Below are 24,101 nucleotides of genomic sequence, written 5' to 3' on the forward strand. Positions count from 1 at the left end.
CTTGACCTGCCCCTGAGCGCGTCGGTGTGATGTCACACATCACTCACGTGAGGAGAGTCTCAATGCGCAAGACGCACGTCGTCTCCCTGGTCGCGACCGCAATGATGCTGGCGGGTTGCGGACAGGGCCTCCTTGGCGATGGAGGTGGCGCCCAGCAGGAGGCCAAGGGCCCCATCCGCCTGGGCATGCTCGTCCCCCAGTCGGGCAGCGAGGCCGCGATCGGCCCCTACATGACCAACGCGGCCCAGCTCGCCATCGACGAGATCAACGCCAAGGGTGGCGTCCTCGGCCGGCAGCTCGAGCTCAAGGCCGCCGACGACGCCTGTGACGCCCAGACGGCCGTCGCCGCCGCCAACAAGGTGGTCACCGAGGGCGTCGAGGTGTCCATCGGCGGCTACTGCTCTGGCGCCACGCTGCCCACGCTGCCGGTGTTCGGCAAGTCGAACATACCCATGATCATCCCTGCCGCCAACTCGCAGGAACTGGTCGACCAGAAGCTCAAGCACGTCTTCCTGATCAACGGCACCGGCACCCAGCAGGCCGAGTCGGCCAGCCAGTGGATCACCAAGCAGGGTGCCACCAGGGTCGCGCTGATGCACGACAACACCAGCTACTCCAAGGACATCGCGGTCCGCACCCAGCCGCTGCTGGGCGACAAGGCGGTCATCACCGAGGCGGTCACGCCCAAGGAGAGCGACTACAGCGCCAACATCCACAACGTCCTGGAGAAGAAGCCCGACTTCGTCTACTGGACGGGCTACTTCCAGGAGGGCGGCCTGATCACCAGGCAGCTGCGCCAGGCGGGCTACAAGGGCGCGATCATGGTCGCCGACGGTTCGGTCTCCGCCAAGCTCGGCGAGATCGCCGGCGCCGAGGCCGAGGGCGTCTTCGCCACCATGACCCCGATCCCCGACACGCTGCCCAACGCCAAGGGCTGGATCGACAACTACACCAAGAAGTTCGGGTCCGCTCCCGGCCCCTACTCCAACCAGGCCTACGACGCCGTGCGCCTGGCCGCCGAGGCGATCACCAAGGCGGGCTCCACCGACGGCGCCAAGGTCATCACCGCGCTCGAGGGCATCAACGGGTTCCAGATGTTCTCCGGCCCGCTGAAGTTCACCCCCGAGCACACCCTGTCCACCGGCGGTTTCCAGATCCTCGTGTGGAAGGGTGACAAGTTCGCCCTACAGGATGCTCTCTCATGACACAGCTCGTCTGGAACGGCCTGTTCGTCGGCTCGTTCTACGCTCTGGTGGCGCTGGGCTACAGCATGGTCTACGGCATCATCAAGCTGCTCAACTTCGCCCACGGTGACCTCTACATGCTCGGCGCGTTCAGCGGCTTCGCCGTCCTGTCCGCGCTGGGCGGGGTCTCCGCGGCGATGACGCTGCCGGTGCTGCTGGCCGTCCTGCTGCTGACCATGGTGAGCACCGGCCTGGCGGGCGTGGTCCTGGAGCGGGTGGCCTACCGCCCGCTCCGCGGCGCCCCCCGCCTGTCGCTGCTCATCACCGCCGTCGGCGCGTCCTTCGCCATCGAGTACGGCATGCGGGCCGTCTCCGGTCCCGACCCCCGGGTCTACCCCGTCCGGCTCAGCGGCACCACGCTGGAGGTGTTCGGCGCCCGGCTCACCCTGCAGCAGCTCGTGCTCATCGGGGTCGCCGTGGTCCTCATGGTCGGCCTCAACCTGCTGGTGACCAAGACGCGCGAGGGCAGGGCCATGCGGGCCATCGCCCTCGACCCGAGCACCAGCTCGCTGATGGGCATCGACGTCAACGCCGTCATCTCCAGGACCTTCTTCCTGGGCTCGGCCCTGGCCGGCGCCGCCGGCGTGATGGCCGGCGCGTACTACGGGAAGATCGACTTCCTGATGGGCTTCCTCATCGGGCTGAAGGCCTTCACCGCGGCCGTCATCGGCGGCATCGGCAACATCCCCGGCACCATGCTCGGCGGCCTCGTGCTCGGCCTGCTGGAGTCGTTCGGCACCTACTGGCTCGGGGGTGAGTGGCGTGACGTGTTCGCCTTCGGCGTGCTGATCCTGTTCCTGACCGTGAGACCCACCGGTCTGCTCGGCGAACGTGTGACGGAGCGGGTGTGAACCAGACCAAAGCCCCCGAAGCCCCTCGCAAGATCGGCGCCAAGCAACCGCAGACGCGCCTGTCCAAGCTGTTCGACAACCGCTGGGTCGGCCTGGCGGGCCTGCTGATCGCGTTGCTCGTGCCGTTCGTCAACGCGACCGACTACACGATGTCCATCATGACCACGGCCGCCATCTTCGTGATGCTGGCCTCGGGACTGAACATCGTGGTCGGGTTCACCGGCCTGCTCGATCTGGGCTACGCCGCCTTCTTCGCGGTGGGCGCCTACACCAGCGGCATCCTGTCGACCCGGTTCGACCTGCCGCTGGTCGCCACCGTGCCCGCCGTCATCGTGGTCACCGTCATCGCCGGCGTCATCATCGGCGCGCCGACGCTGCGGCTGCGCAGCGACTACCTGGCCATCGTCACGCTGGGCTTCGGCGAGATCATCCGTATCACCGCCAACAACCTGCCCATCACCGGCGGCCCCTCGGGCATCTACGGCATCCCCGGTCTGACCGACGGACCGGTGAGCCTGTACTTCGTCACGGTGCTGATCGTCGCGATCGCCGTGATCGGCGCCTCCCGCCTGGGCAGGTCGCGGCTCGGCCGGGCCATGCGCTTCGTGCGCGAGGACGAGGACGCCGCCGAGGCGACCGGCGTGCACACCTACCGGGTCAAGCTGGCCGCCTACATCGCGGGCGCGGTGTGGGGCGGGCTGGCGGGCGTGCTGTTCGCCGGCCAGGTGTCGGCCATCTCGCCCAACAGCTTCACCTTCCTGTACTCGGCGACGGTCCTGATGGCCGTGGTGCTCGGCGGCATGGGCTCGGTGCCCGGCGTCGTGCTCGGCGCGATCATCATCAGCCTGCTGCCCGAGCTGCTGCGCGACGCCGCCGACTACCGGTTCTTCATCTTCGGCGTGCTGCTGATCATCGTGATGATCGTCCGGCCGCAGGGTCTGTGGCCCGCCCGTTCGAGGGAGGCGCTCAAGTGACACTCCTCCAGGTGAGCGAGCTGCGCCTGGCCTTCGGCGGCCTGGTGGCCATCGACGGGCTCAGCTTCTCGGTGAACGAGGCCGAGATCGTCTCGGTCATCGGCCCGAACGGCGCCGGCAAGACCTCCGCCTTCAACTGCGTGACCGGCTTCTACCGGCCCACGGCCGGCCAGATCACCTTCGACGGGCGTTCGCTGCTGGGCCTGCGGCCCTCGGCCGTGGCGGGGGCGGGCATCAGCCGTACCTTCCAGAACCTGCGGCTGTTCGGCGAGCTGTCGGTGCTGGAGAACGTCCGCGCGGGCAGCCACCTGTGGCTCAAGCAGAACGTGTTCGACGCGCTGCTGCACACCCCGCGCTACCGCCGCACCGAGCGCGAGTGCACCGACGCGGCCAACCACTGGCTCGACTTCGTGGGCCTGCGCGGCGACCGCTACTCGGCCGCCCGCAACCTGCCCTACGGCGAGCAGCGCCGCGTCGAGATCGCCCGTGCCCTCGCCCGCAAGCCGCGCCTGCTGCTGCTCGACGAGCCCGCCGCCGGTCTCAACCACGCCGAGAAGGCCGAGATGCTCGACCTGATCAGGCGTATCCGCGAGCTGGGCATCGCGATCGTGCTGATCGAGCACGACATGGGCCTGGTCATGCAGGTCTCCGAACGCATCGTGGTCCTCAACTTCGGCAAGGAGATCGCCGACGGCCGCCCCGAAGAGGTGCGCCGCGACCCCGCCGTCATCGAGGCCTACCTGGGGAGCGACGCCCATGCTTGAGATCAGCGACCTCGACGTCCACTACGACGGCGTGCACGCGCTGCGCGGCCTGTCGCTGACCGTCGGCGAGGGCGAGATCGTCACCCTGCTCGGCAACAACGGCGCGGGCAAGACGACCACCATGTCGGCCATCTCGGGCCTGGTACGGCCCAGCGGCGGCAAGGTCGTCTTCGAGGGCCAGGACATCACCGGCGTGGCCGCGCACAAGATCACCAACCTCGGCCTGGTCCACTGCCCCGAGGGGCGCAGGGTCTTCAGCACCCTGACCGTGCACGACAATCTGCTGCTCGGCGGCTACCTCGTGCGCGACCAGGCGGAGATCAGGCGGCGGGTCGACCACGTGTACAGCCTGCTGCCCCGTCTGGCCGAGCGTCGCGCCCAGCAGGGCGGCACGCTGTCCGGCGGCGAGCAGCAGATGCTCGCCATCGGCCGCGCGCTGGTGACCGGGCCGCGCCTGCTGCTGCTCGACGAGCCGTCCATGGGCCTGGCGCCGCTGATCGTCGCCCAGGTCATGGACCTCATCGCCGACATCAACGCCTCCGGCACCGCCGTGCTGCTCGTCGAGCAGAACGCCTCAGCCGCGCTGAAGATCGCGCACCGGGGTTACGTGCTGGAGAGCGGACAAGGGACGCTGTCGGGCAGCGCGGACGCGCTCCGCTCCGACCCGCGCGTCGTCGAGGCCTACCTGGGAGGGGCATGATCCAGACCATCGACTACCACACCGGCGGCGAGCCGTTCAGGATCGTCGTCGGCGGGGTCGGCGAGATCAAGGGCTCGTCCGTCCTCGAACGCCGTGCCACGGCCTTCGCGGACGAGGAGATCGACAGGGTGCGGCGGCTGCTGTGCCACGAGCCGCGCGGGCACGCCGACATGTACGGCTGCTTCCTGGTGCCGCCCGACTCTCCCGGCGCCGACCTGGGCGTGCTGTTCTGGCACAAGGACGGCTACTCCACCGCCTGCGGGCACGGGACGATCGCGCTCGGCGTGCACGCCGTCCAGGAGGGGCTGGTCGAGGCCGACCCCGACGGCACCACCGACGTGGTCATCGACGTGCCCTCCGGGAGGGTGACGGCCAGGGTGGCCATGACCGGCGGTGAGATCACCTCGGTGACCTTCAGGAACGTCCCGTCGTACGTGATCGCCCGGTCCGTGCCCGCGGACGGCGTCCAGGTCGACGTGTCGTACGGCGGGGCCATCTACGCCTCGCTGCCCGCCGCCTCGCTGGGGCTGTCGGTGCGGCCCGAGGACCTGACCGAGCTGATCGCCCACGGGCGGCGGATCAAGGCGGCGCTCGCCGACCACCCCGCCGCCAGGCACCCGTCGGACGAGCGGCTGTCGGGCATCTACGGCGTGATCTTCTACGACGAGGTCGGGCCCGCCCACCAGCGCAACGTCACCGTCTTCGCCGACGGGGAGGTGGACCGGTCGCCGTGCGGCTCGGGCACCGCGGCCAGGCTGGCGCTGCTGGCCGAGGAACTGCCGGCCGGGTTCACGCTCACGCACGACAGCATCGTCGGCTCGTCGTTCCGCGCCTGGGTGGCCGAATCCACCCCGGAAGGCGTGATTCCGGAGATCGAGGGCATGGCCTACCGTACCGGGCGGCACAGCTTCGAACTCGATCCGCGGGACCCGATCGGAACGGGGTTCACGCTGCGATGAGCCGCCTCGCGAGCATGTCGGCCGGGGCTGGATCCGCGCCTCCGGTCCCGGCCGGCCACCCTCTGGCCGGAGCGCGCCGATGAGCGGCCTGCCGTACATCGAGGACCTGGAGAGGCTGGTGCCGATGGCACGGGCCGTCGCGGTCCTGGAAGAGACGCTGGTCTCGGGGTTCGACCCCGAGACCGCGCCCGCCCGTGCCGCCGTGCCGGCCGGGCAGGGGGAGTTCCTGCTCATGCCCGCCTCGGCGGGCCGGTACGCGGGCGTCAAGGTGGTCACCGTCGCGCCGGGCAACCCCGCCCGCGGGCTGCCCCGCATCCAGGGCACCTACCTGCTGTTCGACGGCGACACCATGGCGCCGCTGGCGGCCATGGACGGCCTGGCGCTCACCGCGCTGCGCACGCCCGCCGTCTCCGCCCTCGCCGTCAGGCATCTGGCGCCGCCCGACGCCCGCAGCCTGCTGGTGTACGGCACCGGGCCGCAGGCGTGGGGCCACGTGCGGGCGCTGCGCGAGGTGCGTCCCGTGGACAGGGTCACGATCGTCGGCCGGGACCACGAGCGGGCCGCCGCGCTGGCCCTGCGCTGCGCCGACATCGGCCTGGCCGCCTCGGCCGCCGTCGGCGCGCCGCCGTCCGACGCGCTGGTGCCGCTCGAGCAGGCCGACCTGGTCGCCTGCTGTACCACCGCCAGGGATCCCTTGTTCCCCGGTAAGCTCACCGGCAACAACGTCACCGTGACTGCCGTCGGGTCGCACGAGCCCGACGCCAGAGAGATCGACGATGATCTCGTCGCCCGCGCCACCCTGGTCGTCGAGGCGAGGAAGGCGGCATTGTCCGAGGCTGGAGATGTGATCCTCCCTTTGCGCGGCGGTACGATCACCAGTGGTCATCTCGCCGGCAACCTCGCCGACCTGGTCAACGGTCGCGTCGACGTGGGCGAGGGGCCGCGGGTCTTCAAAAGTGTCGGCATGGCGTGGGAGGACCTGGTGGTCGCGGCGGCCGCATACGAGGCGTGGGCTCACATGAACGGACGAAAGTAGGGAAGCCGGGATGGCTGCGGAGGATCGGCTCGACCTTCCGATGGTGGGAGAGCGGCAGAGCCTGCGCGAGCAGGTCGCGCACGCGTTGCGCGCCGCGCTCGTCACCGGCGAGATGCGCCCTGGCGTGGTCTACTCCGCGCCCGTGCTCGCCGCCCAGTTCGGCGTCTCGGCCACGCCGGTCCGCGAGGCCATGCTCGACCTGGCCAAGGAGGGCCTGGTCGAGGCGGTGCGCAACAAGGGCTTCCGGGTCACGGAGCTGTCCGACCGCGACCTCGACGAGCTGACCGAGATCCGCCAGCTGATCGAGGTGCCGACGATCGCCCAGCTGGCCGACGCGTCGAGGGCCGAGGAGTTCGAGCGGCTGCGGCCGATCGCCCAGCAGATCGTCGACGCCGCCGAGCGCGCCGACCTGCTCGCCTACATCGACGCCGACCTGCGCTTCCACATCGAGCTGCTGTCGCTGTCGGGCAACGCGCACCTGGTCGAGGTGGTGCGTGACCTGCGCAACAGGGCCAGGCTGTACGGGTTGTCGCAGCTGTCGGAGCGCGGCATGCTGCCCGACTCGGCGCGCGAGCACCTGGCGCTGCTCGACGCGCTCAAGGCGGGCGACAAGCAGGCGGCCGAGCGCATCATGGGCGAGCACATCCACCACGTCCGCGACATCTGGGCCGAGCCCACGACCTGAGCCCCGCGAGGCTTCGGGTCCGCCGCAAGACGAAAGCCGCTCATCCCAGGTCACCGGGTGAGCGGCTGTCTCGCGGAGGTCAGGCCCTGGCGGCGCGGGTGGCGCCCAGGCTGGCGGCCACGATGCAGATGATGGCCGCCCACTGCTGCACGTGCAGGATCTCGCCCAGCAGCACCAGCCCGATCATCGCCGCCACCGCGGGCTCCAGGCTCATCAGGATGCCGAACACGTGCTTGGGCATCCGCCGCAGCGCCTGCAGCTCGAGCGAGTAGGGGATCACCGACGACAGCAGCCCCACCCCGAGCCCGATGAGGATCACCGAGGGCTGCAGCAGGTCGGCGCCGCCCGTCATCACGCCCACCGGCGCGATGGCCACCGCCGAGACGATCATGGCGAACGACAGCCCCGTGGTCCCGGGGAACCGGCTGCCCGCGGCGGCCGACAGCAGGATGTAGGCCGCCCAGCAGACCCCCGCCACCAGCGCGAAGCCGATGCCCAGCCAGCTGACGGCGGCAGACTCGGTCCAGGGCGCGATGAGCGCGATGCCCACCGCGGCCAGCAGCGCCCACAGCAGGTCGAGGCGCCGGCGCGAAGCGGCGATGGCCACGCCGAGCGGGCCGAGGAACTCGATCGCCACCGCGATGCCGATCGGCAGCCTGGCCAGCGCCTCGTAGAACGACAGGTTCATCACGGCCAGCGTGAGGCCGAAGCCGATGCCGACCGCCCAGTCACGCCACGACAGCCCCTTGAGCTTCGGCCGCGCGAACGCACCCAGGATCAGCGCGCCCGCCACGATGCGCATGAACACCACGGCGGCCGGAGGCAGCGCCGCGAACAGCTCCTTGGCGAAGCCCGCGCCCAGCTGCACCGAGACGATGGCCAGCATGATCAACCCCGACGGCGGCATCGAGTCGGCGGCCGTGCGGAACAGACCGCCCGTGCGCGGCAGGGCTGACTTGAAGCGGTCGGCGGGCCCGTCAAGGGCAAAGGCGGTCAACAGGGCTCCTCGGGGAGAAAACGTACGGCAAGCCCCGAGCCTATCCCCCGGCGGTGGGCGGCCTACTCCCAGCGGAACGTCCTGGAGGCCAGTCCCAGCGTGAGCGCGGCCCACGCCACCAGCACCGCCACCGCGCCGAGCGGCAGCGCCGCGCCCTCGGTCAGCACCGCGCGCAGGCCGCCGGTCAGCGCCGAGATCGGCAGCATGGCCAGCACCGGCTCGACGGCGTCGGGGAAGGCGGCCAGCGGGAACACCACGCCGCCGCAGCCCAGCAGCACCAGGTAGACCAGGTTGGCCGCGGCCAGCGTCGCCTCGGCGCGCAGCAGCCCGGCCATGAGCAGCCCGAGCCCGCTGAAGGCGGCCGTGCCGAGCAGCACCAGCAGCACGGCCGCGGCCAGCGAGCCGCGCGGCTGCCAGCCGAGCAGGAGCGCCACCACCACGATGGCCACGGCCTGCAGCAGCTCCACCGCGACGACGGCCGCGGTCTTGGCCAGCAACAGCCCGGCCCTCGACAGCGGGGTGGCGCCCAGGCGCTTCAGCACGCCGTAGCGGCGCTCGAAACCCGTCGCGATCGCCTGGCCGGTGAAGGCCGTCGACATGACCGCCAGCGCGAGCACGCCGGGGGCCAGGAAGCCGACGCGCGAGCCCCCGCCGACGTCCACCAGCGGCGCCAGCGAGAAGCCGACCAGCAGCAGCACCGGGATGATCAGCGTGAGCAGCAGCTGCTCGCCGTTGCGCAGGATGGCCTTGGCCTCGGCGCCCGCCTGCGCCAGCACCATCCGGTGGAAGGGCGCCGCCCCGGGCGCGGGGGTGAGGTCGAGGGCGGTCATCGCAGCTCCCTGCCGGTCAGCTCGAGGAAGACATCCTCCAGCGTCCTGCGCTCGATGGACAGATCGTCGGCCATGACGCCCTCGGCGGCGCACCAGGCCGTCACGGTGGCCAGCATCTCCGGCCCGACATACCCTTCGATGATGTAATGGCCGGCCGGCGACTCCTTGGCCGCCGATCCGGAGGGCAGCGCGCTCAGCAGCTCCTCGAGCCCGAGGCCAGGCCGGGCCCGGAAGCGCAGCTGCCGCTCGGCGCCGGTGAGCGAGGAGGGGGTGCCCTCGGCCACCACCCGGCCCCTGTCGATGATCACCACGTGATCGGCCAGCCGCTCGGCCTCGTCCATGTAGTGGGTGGTCAGCACGACCGCCACGCCCGCCGTCCGCAGGTCCGCGACCAGCTCCCAGCAGGCCCGCCTGGCCTGCGGGTCGAGGCCCGCCGTCGGCTCGTCGAGGAAGACCAGCTCGGGCCGGCCGATGACGGCACCGGCCAGCGAGAGCCGCTGCTGCTGCCCGCCCGACATCCTCCGGTACGGCGTGCGCGCGTGCTCGGCCAGGCCCAGCCGTACCAGAAGGGCCTGGGGGTCGAGGGGACGGGCGTGGAAGCGCGACATCAGCCGCAGCCACTCCCCGCAGCGCATCGCCGGCGGCACGCCCCCTGCCTGCGGCATCACGCCCACCCTGGCGCGCAGTGCGGGGTCGGCGGGCGCGCGGTCGAGCACCCGCACGGTGCCGCCGTCGGCGTCGCGGAACCCCTCGCAGATCTCGATGGTGGAGGTCTTGCCCGCGCCGTTGGGGCCGAGGATCGCGGTGACGGCGCCGCGCTCGGCGGCAAGGGTCAGCCCGTCGACGGCGGTGGTGCCGCCGTAGCGTTTCACCAGATCGACGACCTCGACGGCAGGGGAGCTCATGGCCACGAGTTTAGGGACCCCTACGCGCGGTCAGCGCGCCAGGCGGCGCCGGCGACACCCGTGGGCGACAAAAAGCTAAAAAGGCAGCCAACTCCAGGGATGTGAGGTTAGTCACGTGATTGTGTGGTGTACCGACAGGAGGTAGCGCGATGTCGGTTCGAAGTGGTTACGAGGCGGGCGTCCCGTGCTGGGTTGATCTGTCGACTCCTGACGTGCAGGCGTCGGTCCGCTTCTACGGCGAGATCTTCGGCTGGACGGCCGAGATGATCGACGACCCGGCCGCGGGGGGATACGGGCAGTTCGTCCGCGACGGCAAGCGGGTCGCGGGCGTCGGCCCCATCATGGCGGAGGGCATGCCGCCGGTCTGGAACACGTACGTGGCCACCGACGACGCGGCCGTCACCGCCGACCGGGTCAAGAACGCGGGCGGGACCGTGGTCGTCGAGCCCATGCGGATCTTCGAGGAAGGCTCGATGGCCGTCTTCCAGGCCACGGACGGCTCCTTCTTCTCGGTCTGGCAGGCCGGCAACCACAAGGGCGCCGAGCTGGTCAACGAGCCCGGCGCGTTCTGCTGGAACGAGCTGGTGACCAGGGATCCGCAGGCGGCCACGAGCTTCTACGGCACCGTCCTGCCCTGGACCCCCAGGACCCAGCAGATGGACGGCATGGCCTACACCGAATGGCTGGTCGGCGACAGGAGCGTCGCGGGCATGATGGAGATGCCGCCCCAGTACCCCGAGGGCACCCCCTCCCACTGGGGGATCTACTTCGCGGTCGCCGACCTCGACGCCACGATCGCCACGGCCAGGTCGCTGGGCGCCACGGTCCTGGTCGAGTCGATGGATGCCCCGCCCGGCAGGTTCGGGATGCTCGTCGACCCGCAGGGCGCCGCGTTCTCGGTGATCCAGCTGAACCAAACTGCGTGAAAATTAGGCCGAAATTTGGGAATTCGGCGTACCAGATCGTGGTTTGACCCCTCGGCCCTCGTGGGCCACGGCCTACGAGGGAGAGGGGTTCACCATGTCCGTGGCAGCCGCCGCGCCGGACGTCGCCGGGGAGGCAGGGGGGACCGGGAGCGGCCGCCGCGGGCTGTTGCTGCTGATCCTGGGCGCGCTCTCGGCCATCGGTCCGCTCTCGATCGACATGTACCTGCCCGCGCTGCCCGCCATCACCGGGGAGATGCTCTCGGCGCCCGCGCAGGTCCAGCTCACGCTGACCGCGTGTCTCGTCGGCATCAGCCTCGGCCAGGTCCTGGCGGGCCCGCTGAGCGACGTCAGAGGACGCAGGTTCCCGCTCATCGTCGGCGTCGCCGGCTACACGCTGGCCTCACTGCTGTGCGCCTTCGCGCCCTCCGTGCCCGCGCTCATCGCCACGCGGCTGGCCCAGGGCGTCATGGGCGGCGCCGCGCTGGTGATCGTCCGGGCGGTGGTCCGCGACCTGTACGAAGGCGCCGCCATCGCCCGCATCTTCGCCACCCTCATGCTGGTCAGCGGCCTGGCGCCGATCCTGGCCCCCATCGCGGGCGCCCAGCTGCTGTCCTTCACCTCCTGGCGCGGCATCTTCGTCGCGCTCAGCGTGGCCGGCGTGGTGCTGCTGCTGGCCGTCCTGCCGGGCGTCAAGGAGACCCTCCCCGCCGACCAGAGGGAGCGCGGCGGGCTCGGGAACACCGTCGCCACCTTCTGGCGGCTGCTCGGCGACCGGTCGTTCATGGCCTGCTCGCTGGCCGCGGGGCTGGCCTTCGCCGGCATGTTCGCCTACATCTCCGGCTCGCCGTTCGTGCTGCAGGAGGTGTACGGCGCCTCGCCGCAGCAGTTCTCGCTCATCTTCGGGCTCAACGCCCTCGGCCTCACGGTCATGGCCCAGCTCGGCGGCAGGCTCTCGGGTCGCGTCTCGCCCGCCCGCCTGGTGCTGGCCGGCATGCTCGTCAGCCTCGTGGGCGCGGCGCTGCTGGTCACCGCCACGACCGCCGGCTCGCCCGGCACGGGCGCGGGCCTGGGCGGCGTGGTGGCCGCGCTGTTCGTCATGATGTGCGGCGCGGGTCTGGTCCTGCCGGGCACCGGCGCGCTGGCGCTGGCCGGGCAGCCCCCGCAGGTGGCCGGAAGCGCCTCGGCGTTGCTCGGCGTCCTGCAGTTCGCCTTCGGCGCGGTCGCCGCGCCTCTCGTGGGCCTGGCCGGCTCCGGTACGGCGGTGCCGATGGCCGTCGTCATGCTGGCGCTCGTCATCACCTCCTTCCTGGTCTTCGTGCTCCTCGGCCGCGGACGCGTCTTCGCAGTTAGGTAAGCCTTGCCTGCGTGAGAAATTGCATCCCCGTTCATTTGAGAACCGGGAAGGAATTACGGCACACTGATGTTGTGAAAAACGTGCCCCCTTCGATTGAGCCTGGACACGAGCGCAGCACCCGCGCCCGCGTGGCCCGGCTGATCCTGGAGCACGGTCCCGTCGCGGCCGCGGCTCTCGGCGAGCGGCTCGGGCTCACCCCCGCAGCCGTCCGCCGTCACCTCGACGCGCTGCTGGCCGACGGGATGATCGAGCCGCGCACGACCCGGCCCCGGGGTCAGCGCGGCCGTGGACGACCGGCCAAGCTGTTCGCCATCACCGATGCGGGGCGCAGTGCTTTCGAGCACGCCTATGACGATCTCGCGGGCAGCGCGCTGCGCTTCCTGGCCGAGCGCATGGGCGAGGAAGCGGTGACCGAGTTCGCCCGCTCGCAGGTCAAGGGCCTGTTGCAGCGGCTCGAGCCGGTCATGCGGACAGTGCCCGAAGACCAGCGCGTCCAGGTGCTGGCCGAGGCGCTGTCGGCGGACGGTTACGCCGCCTCGGCCAGCAAGGCCAAGTCCGGCGGCGACCAGCTCTGCCAGCATCACTGCCCGGTGGCACACGCGGCGGCGGAGTTCCCGCAGCTGTGCGAAGCCGAGACAGAGGCCTTCGGGCAACTGCTCGGTGTCCCCGTGCAACGCCTGGCCACCATCGCACACGGCGACGGGGTCTGTACCACCCACGTGAGCCCCGTTCGGATAAGAGAAAGCAAGGAGACCGGAAGGTGACTGTCACCGACCGCCCGGAGCTGGAAGGCCTCGGGAATTACAAGTTCGGCTGGTCCGACCCTGACGCCGCGGGAGCGGCGGCCAAGCGCGGCCTGTCCGAGGAGGTCGTCCGCAACATCTCCGCGCTCAAGAACGAGCCGGAGTGGATGCTCGACCTTCGCCTGAAGGGCCTCCGGCTGTTCGCCAAGAAGCCGCTGCCCACCTGGGGTTCCGACCTCTCGGGCATCGACTTCGACAACATCAAGTACTTCGTGCGCTCGACCGAGAAGCAGGCCGCTTCCTGGGACGAGCTGCCCGCCGACATCAAGAACACCTACGACAAGCTCGGCATCCCGGAGGCGGAGAAGCAGCGCCTCATCGCCGGTGTCGCCGCCCAGTACGAGTCCGAGGTCGTCTACCACAAGATCCGTGAGGACCTCGAGGAGAAGGGCGTCATCTTCGTCGACACCGACACGGGCCTGAAGGAGCACGAGGAGCTCTTCAAGGAGTACTTCGGCTCGGTCATCCCCGTGGGCGACAACAAGTTCGCCGCGCTCAACACCGCCGTGTGGTCCGGTGGCTCGTTCATCTACGTGCCGCCGAACGTCGAGGTCGAGATCCCGCTGCAGGCCTACTTCCGGATCAACACCGAGAACATGGGCCAGTTCGAGCGGACCCTGATCGTCGTGGACGAGAACAGCTACGTCCACTACGTCGAGGGCTGCACCGCGCCGATCTACTCCAGCGACTCGCTCCACTCGGCGGTCGTCGAGATCATCGTGAAGAAGAACGCCCGCTGCCGTTACACGACCATCCAGAACTGGTCGAACAACGTCTACAACCTGGTCACCAAGCGCGCCGTGGCCTACGAGGGCGCGACCATGGAGTGGATCGACGGCAACATCGGCTCCAAGGTCACGATGAAGTACCCGGCCGTCTACCTGATGGGCGAGCACGCCAAGGGCGAGACGCTGAGCGTCGCCTTCGCCGGCGAGGGCCAGCACCAGGACGCCGGGTCCAAGATGGTCCACCTGGCGCCGAACACCTCCTCCAGCGTCATCTCCAAGTCGGTGGCCCGCGGCGGCGGCCGCACCTCCTACCGCGGCCTGGTCCAGATCGAGGAGGGCGCCCACGGCTCGGCCTCGACCGTCAAGTGCGACGCGCTCCTGGTCGACCAGATCAGCCGGTCCGACACCTACCCCTACGTCGACGTCCGCGAGGACGACGTCTCGATGGGTCACGAGGCCACGGTCTCCAAGGTCAGCGAGGACCAGCTGTTCTACCTCATGAGCCGCGGGCTCGACGAGGACGAGGCGATGGCGATGATCGTGCGCGGCTTCGTCGAGCCGATCGCTCGCGAGCTGCCCATGGAGTACGCCCTCGAGCTGAACCGCCTGATCGAGCTGCAGATGGAAGGAGCCGTCGGCTGATGGGCCTGAACGAGAAGCCCCTGTCGACCCTGCACGAGAAGTCGTCCTACGACCTGGCCGACTTCCCGGTGCCGACCGGGCGCGAGGAGGCCTGGCGCTTCACGCCGATCTCGCGGCTGAAGGGCCTGCACAACGGCGCCGCCGAGGTGACCGGGCAGGTCGTCACCCAGGCCTACACGCCCGCCGGCGTCACCGTCGAGTGGGTCGGCCGTGACGACGCGCGGGTCGGCAAGGCCTACGCGCCCGTCGACAGGGTCAGCACCCAGGCCTACACCTCCTTCGAGAAGGCGCTGGTCGTCACCGTGCCGCAGGAGGCCGTCCCCGGCGAGCCGATCCAGATCGAGGTCCGTGGCGGTGGCCTGGAGGGCGCGGCCTACGGCCACATCGTGGTCAAGGTCGAGCCGATGGCCGAGGCCGTGGTCGTCATCGACCACCAGGGCAGCGCGGTCTACGCCGACAACGTCGAGTTCGTCGTGGGCGACGGCGCCACCCTCAAGGTCATCAGCCTGCAGGACTGGGCCGACGACGCCGTCCACGTCTCCCACCACCACGCCCAGCTCGCCAAGGACGCGACCTTCCGCAGCTTCGTGGTCACCTTGGGCGGCGACCTCGTCCGGCTGTCGCCCAGCGTCGCCTACACCGCCCCCGGCGGCGACGCCGACCTGTCCGGCATCTACTTCGTCGACGCCGGCCAGCACCTGGAGCACCGCCTGCTGGTCGACCACTCGCAGCCCAACTGCAAGAGCAACGTCGACTACCGCGGCGCGCTGCAGGGCGAGGACGCGCACGCCGTCTGGATCGGCGACGTGATCATCAGGGTCGAGGCCGAGGGCACCGACACCTACGAGCTCAACCGCAACCTCATCCTCACCGACGGCGCGCGCGCCGACTCGGTGCCCAACCTCGAGATCCTCACCGGCGAGGTGGCCGGCGCGGGCCACGCCTCCGCCTCGGGCCGCCTGGACGACGAGCACATCTTCTACCTCCAGGCTCGCGGCATCCCCTACGACGAGGCCCGCCGCCTGGTCATCAGGGGCTTCCTCGGCCAGCTGGTGGAGAAGATCTCCGTGCCCGAGCTGCGCGAGCGCGTGTTCGCCAAGGTGGAGGCGGAGCTCGAGAAGTGACATTCCAGAAGGTCTGCAAGGTCAGCGACATCCCCGACGGCGGGGTCGTCGGCCTCGAGGTCGACGAGACCCCCGTGGCGCTGGTCCGCAAGGGCGAGGAGGTCTTCGCCCTGCACGACGTCTGCTCGCACGCGGAAGTCAGGCTCAGCGAGGGTGAGGTCTACGACGGGACCCTCGAGTGCTGGCTGCACGGCTCGTGCTTCGACGTGCGCTCGGGCAAGCCCACCGGCCCGCCCGCCACCAAGCCCGTGAACGTTTACCGAGTGAAGATCGACGGCGACGACGTCCTCGTCTCGCTCTCGAAGGAGTCATAACAGTGTCCACCCTTGAGATTCGTGACCTGCAGGTCTCCGTCGCCGACAAGGAGATCCTGCGCGGGGTCAACCTGACCGTGAAGGCCGGCGAGACCCACGCCATCATGGGTCCGAACGGCTCGGGCAAGTCCACCCTCGCCTACGCGATCGCCGGTCACCCCAAGTACACGATCACCGGCGGGCAGGTCCTGCTCGACGGCGTCGACCTGCTGGAGATGTCGGTCGACGAGCGCGCCCGCGCCGGTCTGTTCCTCGCCATGCAGTACCCGGTCGAGGTGCCGGGCGTCAGCGTCTCCAACTTCCTGCGCTCGGCCGTCACCGCCGTCCGCGGCGAGGCGCCGAAGCTGCGCGAGTTCAGCAAGGACCTCAAGACGGGCATGGACTCCCTGGCCATCGACCCGGCCTTCGCCACCCGCAACGTCAACGAGGGCTTCTCCGGCGGTGAGAAGAAGCGCCACGAGATCCTCCAGCTCGAGCTGCTCAAGCCGAAGATCGCCGTCCTCGACGAGACCGACTCCGGCCTCGACGTCGACGCCCTGCGCGTCGTCTCCGAGGGCATCAACCGCTTCCGGGCCTCGGGCGAGACCGGCGTCCTGCTGATCACCCACTACACCCGCATCCTGCGCTACGTGAAGCCTGACTTCGTGCACGTCTTCGCGGGCGGCAGGATCGTCGAGGAGGGTGGCCCTGAGCTGGCCGAGAAGCTCGAAGCCGAGGGCTACGAGCAGTACACCAAGGCCTCGGCCTGAGAAGTGGTGAGCGACCGATGGGCACGGAGCGAGCCCGGCGTAGTGAGCGGAGAGGGGTGAGCGACCGATGAACGGAGCATTCGACGTGGAGAGGATCAGGAAAGACTTCCCTGTCCTGTCCCGCGAGCTGTCCGGCGGGCGCCCGCTCGTCTACCTCGACTCGGGCAACTCCTCGCAGAAGCCGGCGCAGGTCATCGAGACCATGCGTGAGCACTTCGCGATGCACTACAGCAACGTGGGGCGGGCTCACCACGCGCTCGGCACCGAGTCGACCGAGGCGTACGAGGCGGCGCGTGACAAGGTCGCCGCCTTCGTCAGGGCGCCGAGCCGTGACGAGATCGTGTTCACCAAGAACGCCTCCGAGGCGCTCAACCTGGTGGCCTACTCCTTCGGCAACCGCACCAACACCGACCCCCGTTTCACGCTCGGCCCCGGCGACGAGATCGTCATCTCGGAGATGGAGCACCACTCCAACATCGTGCCGTGGCAGATGCTGGTGCAGCGGACGGGCGCGACGCTCAAGTGGTTCGGCGTCACCGACGACGGCCGGCTCGACCTGGCCGACGACGTCATCACCGAGCGCACGAAGATCGTCTCCGTCGCCCACCAGTCGAACGTGCTCGGCACCGTCAACCCGGTCGCCGAGATCGCCCGCCGCGCCCACGCGGCCGGGGCGCTGCTGATGCTCGACGCCTCCCAGTCGGTGCCGCACCACCCGGTCGACCTGGCCGGGCTCGGGGCCGACTTCGTGGCCTTCACCGGCCACAAGATGCTCGGTCCTTCGGGGATCGGCGTGCTGTGGGGGCGCGCGGAGCTGCTCGAGGCCATGCCGCCGTTCCTCGGCGGCGGCGAGATGATCGAGGCGGTCTGGATGGACCGCTCGACCTACGCGCCCATCCCGCACAAGTTCGAGGCGGGCACGCCGCCGATCGTCGAGGCCATCGGGCTCGGCGCGGCGGTCGACTACCTCGAGGGCGTCGGCATGGCGGCCATCGAGGCGCACGAGCGGGAGCTGGCGGCCTACGCGCTGCAGGCCCTGGCCGAGGTGCCGACGCTGCGGATCATCGGTCCCGCCTCCACCGAGGGCAGGGGCGCCACGGTGTCGTTCACCCTCGACGGCATACATCCGCACGACGTGGGGCAGATCCTTGACGACCGGTTCGGCGTCGCCGTCCGGGTGGGGCACCACTGCGCGCGGCCGCTCCACCTGAGGTTCGGAATACCCGCGACCACGCGGGCGTCGTTCTACCTGTACAACACCACGAGCGAGATAGACGCCCTGGTCAGGGGTCTCCACCACGTGCAGAAGGTGTTCGCCTGAGATGATCGCCGAGTCGATGTACCAGGAGCTGATCCTGGAGCACTACAAGCACCCGCAGGGGCGGGGGCTGCGTGAGCCGTACGACGCCGAGGTCCACCACGTGAACCCGACCTGTGGCGACGAGATCACGCTCAGGGTCAAGCTCGGCGACGGCGGCAAGATCGAGGACGTCTCCTACGACGGGCAGGGCTGCTCCATCAGCCAGGCCGCGGCCTCGGTGCTCCACGAGCTGGCCACCGGCTCGACGGTCGAGGAGTCGCTGTCGGTGGTGGACGAGTTCACCCGGCTGATGCAGGGCAGGGGCCAGGTGGAGGCCGACGAGGACGTGCTCGGCGACGCGGTGGCCTTCGCGGGCGTGGCCAAGTTCCCCGCGCGTGTCAAGTGCGCGCTGCTGTCCTGGATGGCCTACAAGGACGCTGTTGTGAGGAGCGCATAGATATGAGCAAGCCGGTGGAGACGCCTACGTCGGCGTTCGACGGCGAGGCGACCGTCGAGGAGGTCATGGAGGCGCTCAGGGACGTCGTCGACCCCGAGCTCGGGATCAACGTCGTCGACCTGGGCCTGGTCTACGGCCTCAACCTCGACCCGGTCGAGGGCGGCCAGCCGGTGGCCACCATCGACATGACGCTGACCAGCGCGGCCTGCCCGCTGACCGACGTCATCGAGGACCAGGCTCACTCGGCCCTCGACGGCATGGTCTCCGACGTGAAGATCAACTGGGTGTGGCTGCCGCCATGGGGCCCCGACAAGATCACCGACGACGGGCGTGACCAGCTGCGTATGCTAGGATTCAACGTCTGATCTTTTTTGCTGCGACGGTCGGCGAATATCGGCGCCGGCCGTTTCAGCATGCCAGGGCTCCGGAAGGTCCGGCGTCCCGCGCGGGAATACCCCAATCCTCTCGCGTGTTAGGCAACACGTGCATCTGACGCACCACTGTGCGTGAACGCCGCCTGCGGCCGGCAGATGGGATGCGCGCAGACGGGCCGGACATAGCGGCCCCGTCCTTCCCAGGCGGGCGTGAGAGACGCCCGCGCACATGGCTCGTCCTTTCGCAGAAGTGACGCGGCCACTCTGACTGAAAGGCACGACTTCGTGACCATGCTCGACGCTGCCATGCCCGAAACCTCCACCGAGGAGCACGGCATTCCGGAGTTCGAACTGCTTGGCCTGCCCAAGCCGCTCGTGACCGGCCTGTCCCGGCAGGGCATCGACAGCCCGTTCCCCATCCAGCGCGCCACCATCCCCGACGTGCTGACCGGCGCTGACGTTCTCGGCCGCGGCCAGACCGGCTCCGGCAAGACCCTCGCCTTCGGCCTGCCCACGATGGCGCGCATCGCCGGCGTCAAGCCGGCCCCCAAGCGCCCGCGCGCGATGATCCTCGTCCCCACCCGCGAGCTGGCCCTGCAGGTGCACGACGCGCTCGAGCCCCTCGGCCGCGGCCTCGGCCTGCGCATGAAGGTCGTCGTCGGCGGCATGTCCATGGGCAAGCAGATCGAGGCGCTGCGCCGCGGCGTCGACGTCATCATCGCCACGCCCGGCCGCCTGGGCGACCTGATGCGCCAGGGCGAGTGCTCGCTGGACGCCGTCGAGGTCAGCGTGCTCGACGAGGCCGACCACATGTGTGACCTCGGCTTCTTCCCCGTCGTGTCGGACCTGCTCGCCCAGACCCCCGCCGACGGCCAGCGGCTTCTCTTCTCCGCCACCCTCGACGGCGACGTCGACAAGCTGGTGCAGCGCTTCCTCAAGGACCCGATCACCCACTCCATCGCGCCCGCGACCTCGCCGGTCGACACGATGGAGCACCACGTGATCCAGGTCAGCCGGGACGACAAGTTCGACGTCACCGCCGAGATCGCCAACCGCGAGGGCCGCACGATCATCTTCGTGCGCACCCAGCACGGCGTCGACCGGCTGTGCAAGCAGCTGGCCCGCGTCGGCGTCAAGGCCGGCGGCCTGCACGGCGGCAAGCGCCAGAACCAGCGCACCCGCATCCTGTCGGAGTTCAAGGAGGGCCAGGTCGACGTCCTGGTCTGCACCGACGTCGCGGCCCGCGGCATCCACGTCGACGGCATCAGCCTGGTGCTGCACGTCGACCCGCCGCAGGACCACAAGAGCTACCTGCACAGGGGTGGCCGCACGGCCCGCGCGGGGGAGAAGGGCACCGTGGTGACCCTGGTCCTGCCGAACGAGCGCCGCTCCACCGACGCGCTGACCCGCCGGGCGGGCATCCACCCGTTCCGGCTCAAGGCCGCGCCGGGCAACGACCGTGTCGCCGAGGTGACGGGCGCCCGCGCCCCCAGCGGGGAGTCCATCCCGGTGTGGGAGCCCGACGTGCGCAAGCCGCTGCGTCCGCGCCGCGAGGGCGCGGGACATGGCGGTGAGCGCCGTGGACGCCGCCGCGACTTCGGCGACGACCGGCGCCCGCGCCGTACGGCCGACGGGTTCGGCGACGACCGCCGCCCCCGCCGCCACGACGACGAGGACCGCCGCCCCCAGCGTGACTTCGGCGGCGACCGCGGCTCCCGTGGCGACTTCGGCGGCGACCGCGGTTCGCGTGGCGACTTCGGTGGCGAGCGGCGCCCGCACCGCTCCTTCGACGGCGAGCGCCGGTCCCGCCAGCACGAGGGCGGCTCGACCGAGCCGCGCACGTTCGGCGAGGACAGGGCGCCCTACCGCGACCGGCGCCAGGGCGGCTACCGCTCCGACGACCGCGGCGACTTCCGCTCCGGCGAGCGCGGCGGCAACCGGTCGGACGACCGCGGGCCGCGCGGCGGGTTCCGCTCCGACGACCGTGGTGCCCGTGGCGGGTTCCGCTCCGGCGGCTTCGGCTCCGACGACCGCGCGCCCCGTTCCGGCGGCTTCGGCTCCGACGACCGCGCGCCCCGTTCCGGCGGCTACCGCGACGACAGGGGCTCCCGCGGCGGGTTCCGCTCGGACGACCGCGGCCGTCCCTTCTCCGGCGACCGGGGTCCCCGCTCCGGCGGCTACCGCTCGGACGACCGCGGCGAGCACCGGGGCCGCCCGTTCTCGGCCGGACGTGACGACCGGGGCCCCCGCTCCGGCGGCTACCGTTCCGACGAGCGCGGCAACGGCGGCTACCGCTCCGACCGCGGCAACCCGGGCCGTCGCTTCGGCCGCTGACCCACCTTCCCGGCTGCCCGCCGTACCCGCCTGCTGGCGCGGTACGGCGGGCAGCGCCGTTTCACCCGGTCCCCTGTGACGTTCACCAGGTCCCCAAATGACGACGGAACCCCCGTCCAGAAGCACGACGCCACCTTCGTTCAGGAGCACCGCAGCACCCCGTCCAGAAGCACGACGCCACCTTCGTTGAGGGGCACGGCGGCAGTCTCGTCCGGAGGGCGGCGCGCTCGTTCGGGAGTACAGCGGCACCCTCGTCCGGAAGCACGGGGGAGGGCCGGTGGGACGCGCAGGAGTGCCCGCGGTGTCGTTCCGCGAGGTGGGCGACGTGCGCGGGTGGTGCCGTTTCCTGGGGTTCCGTCGCCGTTCACACGGGCGCGATAGTCTCGATCAGGCCGCATTCTGGGCATCATCGGAGATCTCGTGACTGAGCTGCTTTCCAACCCCGTCAAGCACTACGACTGGGGTTCCCGCACCGCCATCGCCACGCTGACGGGCCGGCCGTCGCCCTCGCCCGACCCCGAGGCGGAGATGTGGCTCGGCGCCCACCCGTCAGGGCCCTCCCTGCTCGTGGAGCGCGGCATCACCCTCGACCAGGCGATCGCCGCCGACCCGCAGGCGGAGCTCGGCGCCGGGACGGTGGCCAGGTTCGGGGCGCGCCTGCCGTACCTGCTGAAGCTGATCGCGGTCGAGCGGGTGCTGTCGCTGCAGGTGCATCCCTCGGCCGAGCAGGCCGAGGCGGGCCACGCGCGCGGCGCCTACGTTGACGCCCACCCCAAGCCGGAGCTGGTCTGCGCGCTGACCCCGTTCAGCGGCCTGGCGGGCTTCCGGGCGCCGGGTGAGGCGGCGCGGCTGCTGGCCGAGCTCGAACTGCCGGAGCTCCGGCCGGTCGTCGGCCTGCTGGAGGCGGGCGACTCGGCGGGCGCGCTGCGGCTGCTGCTGGAGTGGCCGGAGCGCAAGGCGCTGGTCGAGGCCGTCGCGGCGGCGGCCGGGCGGCGTGGCCACGACCTCGTCACGCGCCTGGCCGAGCAGTATCCCGACGACCCCGCCGTGCTGGCGCCGCTGCTGATGAACCGGCACGACCTGATGCCGGGCGAGGCGCTGTTCCTTGGTGCGGGGGTGCTCCACTGCTACCTGAGCGGGTTCGGGGTGGAGATCATGGGCGGCTCGGACAACGTGCTGCGCGCGGGGCTGACCCCCAAGCCGATCGACGTCGACGAGCTGCTGCGCATCACCGACTTCGCCGCCCAGCCGCTGCGGGTCGAGCCGGTGGACGGGCTCTACACCGTGCCCGTCCCCGAGTTCGCGCTGGGCCGCGCGCAGGCGCCCGACGTCACGCTGGAGGGCGGTGTGCCGCGCGTGTTCGTCTGCGTCGAGGGCGAGGTCGCCGTCGACGGGCGGACGCTGCGGCCGGGCGAGTCCGCGTTCGTGCCGGGTTCGCAGGCCGCCGTCCAGGTGCGCGGCTCCGGCACCGTCTTCTGGGCGCAGCCGTCTCGGGAGGCGGACGCCCCCGCTACCGGTGTCTGAGGGCCGATAGGCTGGAAGACCACATCGACCGAGCACCGAGAGAGATCATGAAGACCTTCGATGAGCTGTTCGCCGAGCTGTCCGAGAAGGCGCGCACCCGGCCCGCGGGGTCGGGGACCGTGGCCGCGCTGGACGCCGGGGTCCATGCCATCGGCAAGAAGGTCGTCGAGGAGGCCGCCGAGAGCTGGATGGCCGCCGAGCACGAATCCGACGACCGTGCCGCCGAGGAGATCTCGCAGCTGCTCTACCACGTGCAGTGCCTCATGATCGCCCGCGGCATCGGGCTTGACCAGGTCTACAAGTACCTCTGAAAGGTTCGTCCACGATGCTACGGCTGGCCGTACCCAACAAGGGCGCCCTCAACGAGGCCGCCGCCACCATGCTGAAGGAAGCCGGATACCGCACCAGGAAGGACAGCAAGGAGCTGGTCGTCGTCGACGCCGACAACTCCTGCGAGCTGTTCTTCCTGCGTCCGCGCGACATCGCCGTCTACGTCGGCGAGGGCACGCTCGACGCCGGGATCACCGGTCGCGACATGCTGTTCGACTCGGGCGCGCCGGTGGAGGAGGTGCTGCCGCTGGGCTTCGGCGGCTCGACCTTCCGCCTGGCGGCGAAGTCGGGCACCATGGCGGCCGTGCAGGACCTCAACGGCCTGCGCATCGCCACCTCCTACGCAGGGTTGCTGGAGAAGTACCTGTCCGACAGCGGCGTCGACGCCCGCGTCATCAAGCTCGACGGCGCCGTCGAGACCGCCATCCGGCTGGGCGTCGCCGACGCCGTCGCCGACGTGGTCGAGACCGGCACCACGCTGCGCAACGTCGGCCTCGAGGTCTTCGGCGAGCCGATCATGCGCTCGGAGGCGGTGCTGATCAGGCGCGAGGGCTCGGCGGAGACGCAGGGCATGCAGCAGCTCGTGCGCCGGCTGCAGGGCGTCATCCACGCCCGCGACTACGTGATGATGGACTACGACATCCGCGCCGAGCAGATCGAGCAGGCCAGCGCGATCACGCCCGGCATGGAGGGGCCCACCATCTCGCCGCTGCACCGCGAGGGCTGGGTCGCCGTCCGCACGATGGTGCCGCGCAAGGGCCACCAGCAGGTGATGGACCAGCTCTGGCAGATCGGCGCGCGCGCCATCCTGGTCACCGACATCTACGCCTGCCGCATCTAGCGGAACAGGTCACGGATCAAGCGGGATCGGTCACGGGCCTGGCGGGATCGGTCACGGGCCTGGCGGGACCGGTCACGGCGCCGGTGACGGCCGGCTGACCGGTGGCAGGCAGCCGCCGCGCGGATTCACGACGAAGCCGCGCGGCGGGATCCGGCGGCGCCGCCATCCGTCACGGGGACGTCCGCGCTGAGCGCCGCCACCTCGGTCGCCGCCGACGTGTGCGGCCTGGCGGGCAAGGAAGGCCGCATCAGGCCAGGCCACGACGCCGATCTCCTGGTCGTCCGGGAGATCCGGCCCGTGACGTCACCGCGCTGAGGAGACCCGTGGCCGACGGCCGGGGGTGGCTCCGGAAAGCG

Annotated in this window: 25 protein-coding genes; 22 read left to right on the plus strand and 3 right to left on the minus strand. The window is 70.7% G+C overall.

The window, feature by feature from the left end; translation table 11 throughout:
• Positions 1-62 precede the first annotated feature (62 nt).
• The 8 genes from ACWENQ_RS33775 (at position 63) to ACWENQ_RS33810 (ending at position 7,213) form a co-directional block, all read left to right on the plus strand.
• Complete coding sequence (locus tag ACWENQ_RS33775; RefSeq protein WP_449925678.1) at positions 63-1,205, plus strand: branched-chain amino acid ABC transporter substrate-binding protein; 1,143 nt, start codon at positions 63-65, stop codon at positions 1,203-1,205.
• A complete protein-coding gene (locus tag ACWENQ_RS33780) occupies positions 1,202-2,095 on the plus strand; it encodes a branched-chain amino acid ABC transporter permease (RefSeq protein ID WP_354907103.1) in 894 nt (297 codons plus the stop codon). Before ACWENQ_RS33775 ends, ACWENQ_RS33780 begins: the two co-directional genes overlap by 4 nt.
• Positions 2,092-3,069, plus strand: coding sequence for a branched-chain amino acid ABC transporter permease (locus ACWENQ_RS33785; protein WP_354907102.1), 978 nt, complete (start codon positions 2,092-2,094; stop codon positions 3,067-3,069). The genes ACWENQ_RS33780 and ACWENQ_RS33785 overlap by 4 nt, the downstream gene beginning before the upstream one ends.
• Entirely contained in the window at positions 3,066-3,833 is a 768-nt protein-coding gene (locus ACWENQ_RS33790; RefSeq protein ID WP_354907101.1) for an ABC transporter ATP-binding protein, read from the plus strand. The genes ACWENQ_RS33785 and ACWENQ_RS33790 overlap by 4 nt, the downstream gene beginning before the upstream one ends.
• Entirely contained in the window at positions 3,826-4,533 is a 708-nt protein-coding gene (locus tag ACWENQ_RS33795) for an ABC transporter ATP-binding protein (protein WP_354907100.1), read from the plus strand. The genes ACWENQ_RS33790 and ACWENQ_RS33795 overlap by 8 nt, the downstream gene beginning before the upstream one ends.
• A complete protein-coding gene (locus tag ACWENQ_RS33800) occupies positions 4,530-5,492 on the plus strand; it encodes a proline racemase family protein (protein WP_452417845.1) in 963 nt (320 codons plus the stop codon). The genes ACWENQ_RS33795 and ACWENQ_RS33800 overlap by 4 nt, the downstream gene beginning before the upstream one ends.
• Before the next feature lie 79 nt (positions 5,493-5,571).
• Positions 5,572-6,528: an ornithine cyclodeaminase family protein gene (locus ACWENQ_RS33805; protein ID WP_449925672.1), complete on the plus strand. Its 957-nt coding sequence runs from the start codon at positions 5,572-5,574 to the stop codon at positions 6,526-6,528.
• Positions 6,529-6,538: 10 nt separating this feature from the next.
• On the plus strand, positions 6,539-7,213 hold the full coding sequence (locus ACWENQ_RS33810; protein WP_452417847.1) for a GntR family transcriptional regulator: 675 nt from the start codon (positions 6,539-6,541) through the stop codon (positions 7,211-7,213).
• A 79-nt stretch (positions 7,214-7,292) separates the two neighbouring features.
• Here the strand turns inward: ACWENQ_RS33810 and ACWENQ_RS33815 are convergent, their stop codons facing one another.
• The 3 genes from ACWENQ_RS33815 to ACWENQ_RS33825 all read right to left on the minus strand — a co-directional run bounded on the left by ACWENQ_RS33815 (position 7,293) and on the right by ACWENQ_RS33825 (position 9,945).
• Positions 7,293-8,210, minus strand: a complete 918-nt coding sequence (locus tag ACWENQ_RS33815) for an EamA family transporter (RefSeq protein WP_354907096.1) — start codon at positions 8,208-8,210, stop codon at positions 7,293-7,295.
• A 62-nt stretch (positions 8,211-8,272) separates the two neighbouring features.
• A complete protein-coding gene (locus ACWENQ_RS33820; RefSeq protein WP_449925667.1) occupies positions 8,273-9,040 on the minus strand; it encodes an ABC transporter permease in 768 nt (255 codons plus the stop codon).
• A complete protein-coding gene (locus ACWENQ_RS33825; RefSeq protein WP_449925665.1) occupies positions 9,037-9,945 on the minus strand; it encodes an ABC transporter ATP-binding protein in 909 nt (302 codons plus the stop codon). The genes ACWENQ_RS33820 and ACWENQ_RS33825 overlap by 4 nt, the downstream gene beginning before the upstream one ends.
• A 149-nt stretch (positions 9,946-10,094) precedes the next feature.
• Between ACWENQ_RS33825 and ACWENQ_RS33830 the strand changes: the two genes are divergently transcribed.
• The 14 genes from ACWENQ_RS33830 to hisG all read left to right on the plus strand — a co-directional run bounded on the left by ACWENQ_RS33830 (position 10,095) and on the right by hisG (position 23,745).
• Positions 10,095-10,871, plus strand: a complete 777-nt coding sequence (locus ACWENQ_RS33830) for a VOC family protein (protein WP_452417849.1) — start codon at positions 10,095-10,097, stop codon at positions 10,869-10,871.
• A gap of 94 nt (positions 10,872-10,965) precedes the next feature.
• Complete coding sequence (locus ACWENQ_RS33835) at positions 10,966-12,225, plus strand: multidrug effflux MFS transporter (RefSeq protein ID WP_354907092.1); 1,260 nt, start codon at positions 10,966-10,968, stop codon at positions 12,223-12,225.
• Between the two features lie 71 nt (positions 12,226-12,296).
• The gene (locus ACWENQ_RS33840) at positions 12,297-12,989 is read left to right on the plus strand and encodes a helix-turn-helix transcriptional regulator (RefSeq protein WP_354907091.1); all 693 of its coding nucleotides are present in this window, start codon (positions 12,297-12,299) and stop codon (positions 12,987-12,989) included.
• Positions 12,986-14,398 carry a Fe-S cluster assembly protein SufB gene (gene sufB / locus ACWENQ_RS33845; protein WP_449925652.1) on the plus strand — a complete coding sequence of 471 codons (1,413 nt, stop codon included), beginning with the start codon at positions 12,986-12,988 and terminating at the stop codon, positions 14,396-14,398. The genes ACWENQ_RS33840 and sufB overlap by 4 nt, the downstream gene beginning before the upstream one ends.
• A complete protein-coding gene (gene sufD / locus ACWENQ_RS33850; RefSeq protein ID WP_452417850.1) occupies positions 14,398-15,522 on the plus strand; it encodes a Fe-S cluster assembly protein SufD in 1,125 nt (374 codons plus the stop codon). The genes sufB and sufD overlap by 1 nt, the downstream gene beginning before the upstream one ends.
• On the plus strand, positions 15,519-15,836 hold the full coding sequence (locus tag ACWENQ_RS33855; protein WP_354907088.1) for a non-heme iron oxygenase ferredoxin subunit: 318 nt from the start codon (positions 15,519-15,521) through the stop codon (positions 15,834-15,836). The genes sufD and ACWENQ_RS33855 overlap by 4 nt, the downstream gene beginning before the upstream one ends.
• Before the next feature lie 2 nt (positions 15,837-15,838).
• Positions 15,839-16,585, plus strand: a complete 747-nt coding sequence (gene sufC, locus ACWENQ_RS33860; protein ID WP_449925644.1) for a Fe-S cluster assembly ATPase SufC — start codon at positions 15,839-15,841, stop codon at positions 16,583-16,585.
• A 67-nt stretch (positions 16,586-16,652) separates the two neighbouring features.
• Entirely contained in the window at positions 16,653-17,906 is a 1,254-nt protein-coding gene (locus tag ACWENQ_RS33865; protein ID WP_452417852.1) for a cysteine desulfurase, read from the plus strand.
• Between the two features lies 1 nt (position 17,907).
• Positions 17,908-18,342 carry a Fe-S cluster assembly sulfur transfer protein SufU gene (gene sufU / locus ACWENQ_RS33870; RefSeq protein ID WP_183661900.1) on the plus strand — a complete coding sequence of 145 codons (435 nt, stop codon included), beginning with the start codon at positions 17,908-17,910 and terminating at the stop codon, positions 18,340-18,342.
• Positions 18,343-18,344: 2 nt separating this feature from the next.
• The gene (locus ACWENQ_RS33875) at positions 18,345-18,707 is read left to right on the plus strand and encodes a metal-sulfur cluster assembly factor (protein ID WP_354907085.1); all 363 of its coding nucleotides are present in this window, start codon (positions 18,345-18,347) and stop codon (positions 18,705-18,707) included.
• Between the two features lie 315 nt (positions 18,708-19,022).
• Positions 19,023-21,050 (plus strand): DEAD/DEAH box helicase, encoded by a 2,028-nt coding sequence (locus ACWENQ_RS33880; protein ID WP_452417853.1) that lies wholly within the window; start codon positions 19,023-19,025, stop codon positions 21,048-21,050.
• 420 nt (positions 21,051-21,470) lie between these two features.
• Entirely contained in the window at positions 21,471-22,574 is a 1,104-nt protein-coding gene (gene manA, locus ACWENQ_RS33885; RefSeq protein ID WP_452417854.1) for a mannose-6-phosphate isomerase, class I, read from the plus strand.
• A 47-nt stretch (positions 22,575-22,621) separates the two neighbouring features.
• Positions 22,622-22,885 carry a phosphoribosyl-ATP diphosphatase gene (locus tag ACWENQ_RS33890; protein ID WP_358139153.1) on the plus strand — a complete coding sequence of 88 codons (264 nt, stop codon included), beginning with the start codon at positions 22,622-22,624 and terminating at the stop codon, positions 22,883-22,885.
• Between the two features lie 14 nt (positions 22,886-22,899).
• Positions 22,900-23,745 carry an ATP phosphoribosyltransferase gene (gene hisG / locus ACWENQ_RS33895; protein ID WP_449925632.1) on the plus strand — a complete coding sequence of 282 codons (846 nt, stop codon included), beginning with the start codon at positions 22,900-22,902 and terminating at the stop codon, positions 23,743-23,745.
• The last annotated feature ends 356 nt before the right edge of the window (positions 23,746-24,101 follow it).

It is taken from the genome of Nonomuraea sp. NPDC004354 (assembly GCF_053602555.1).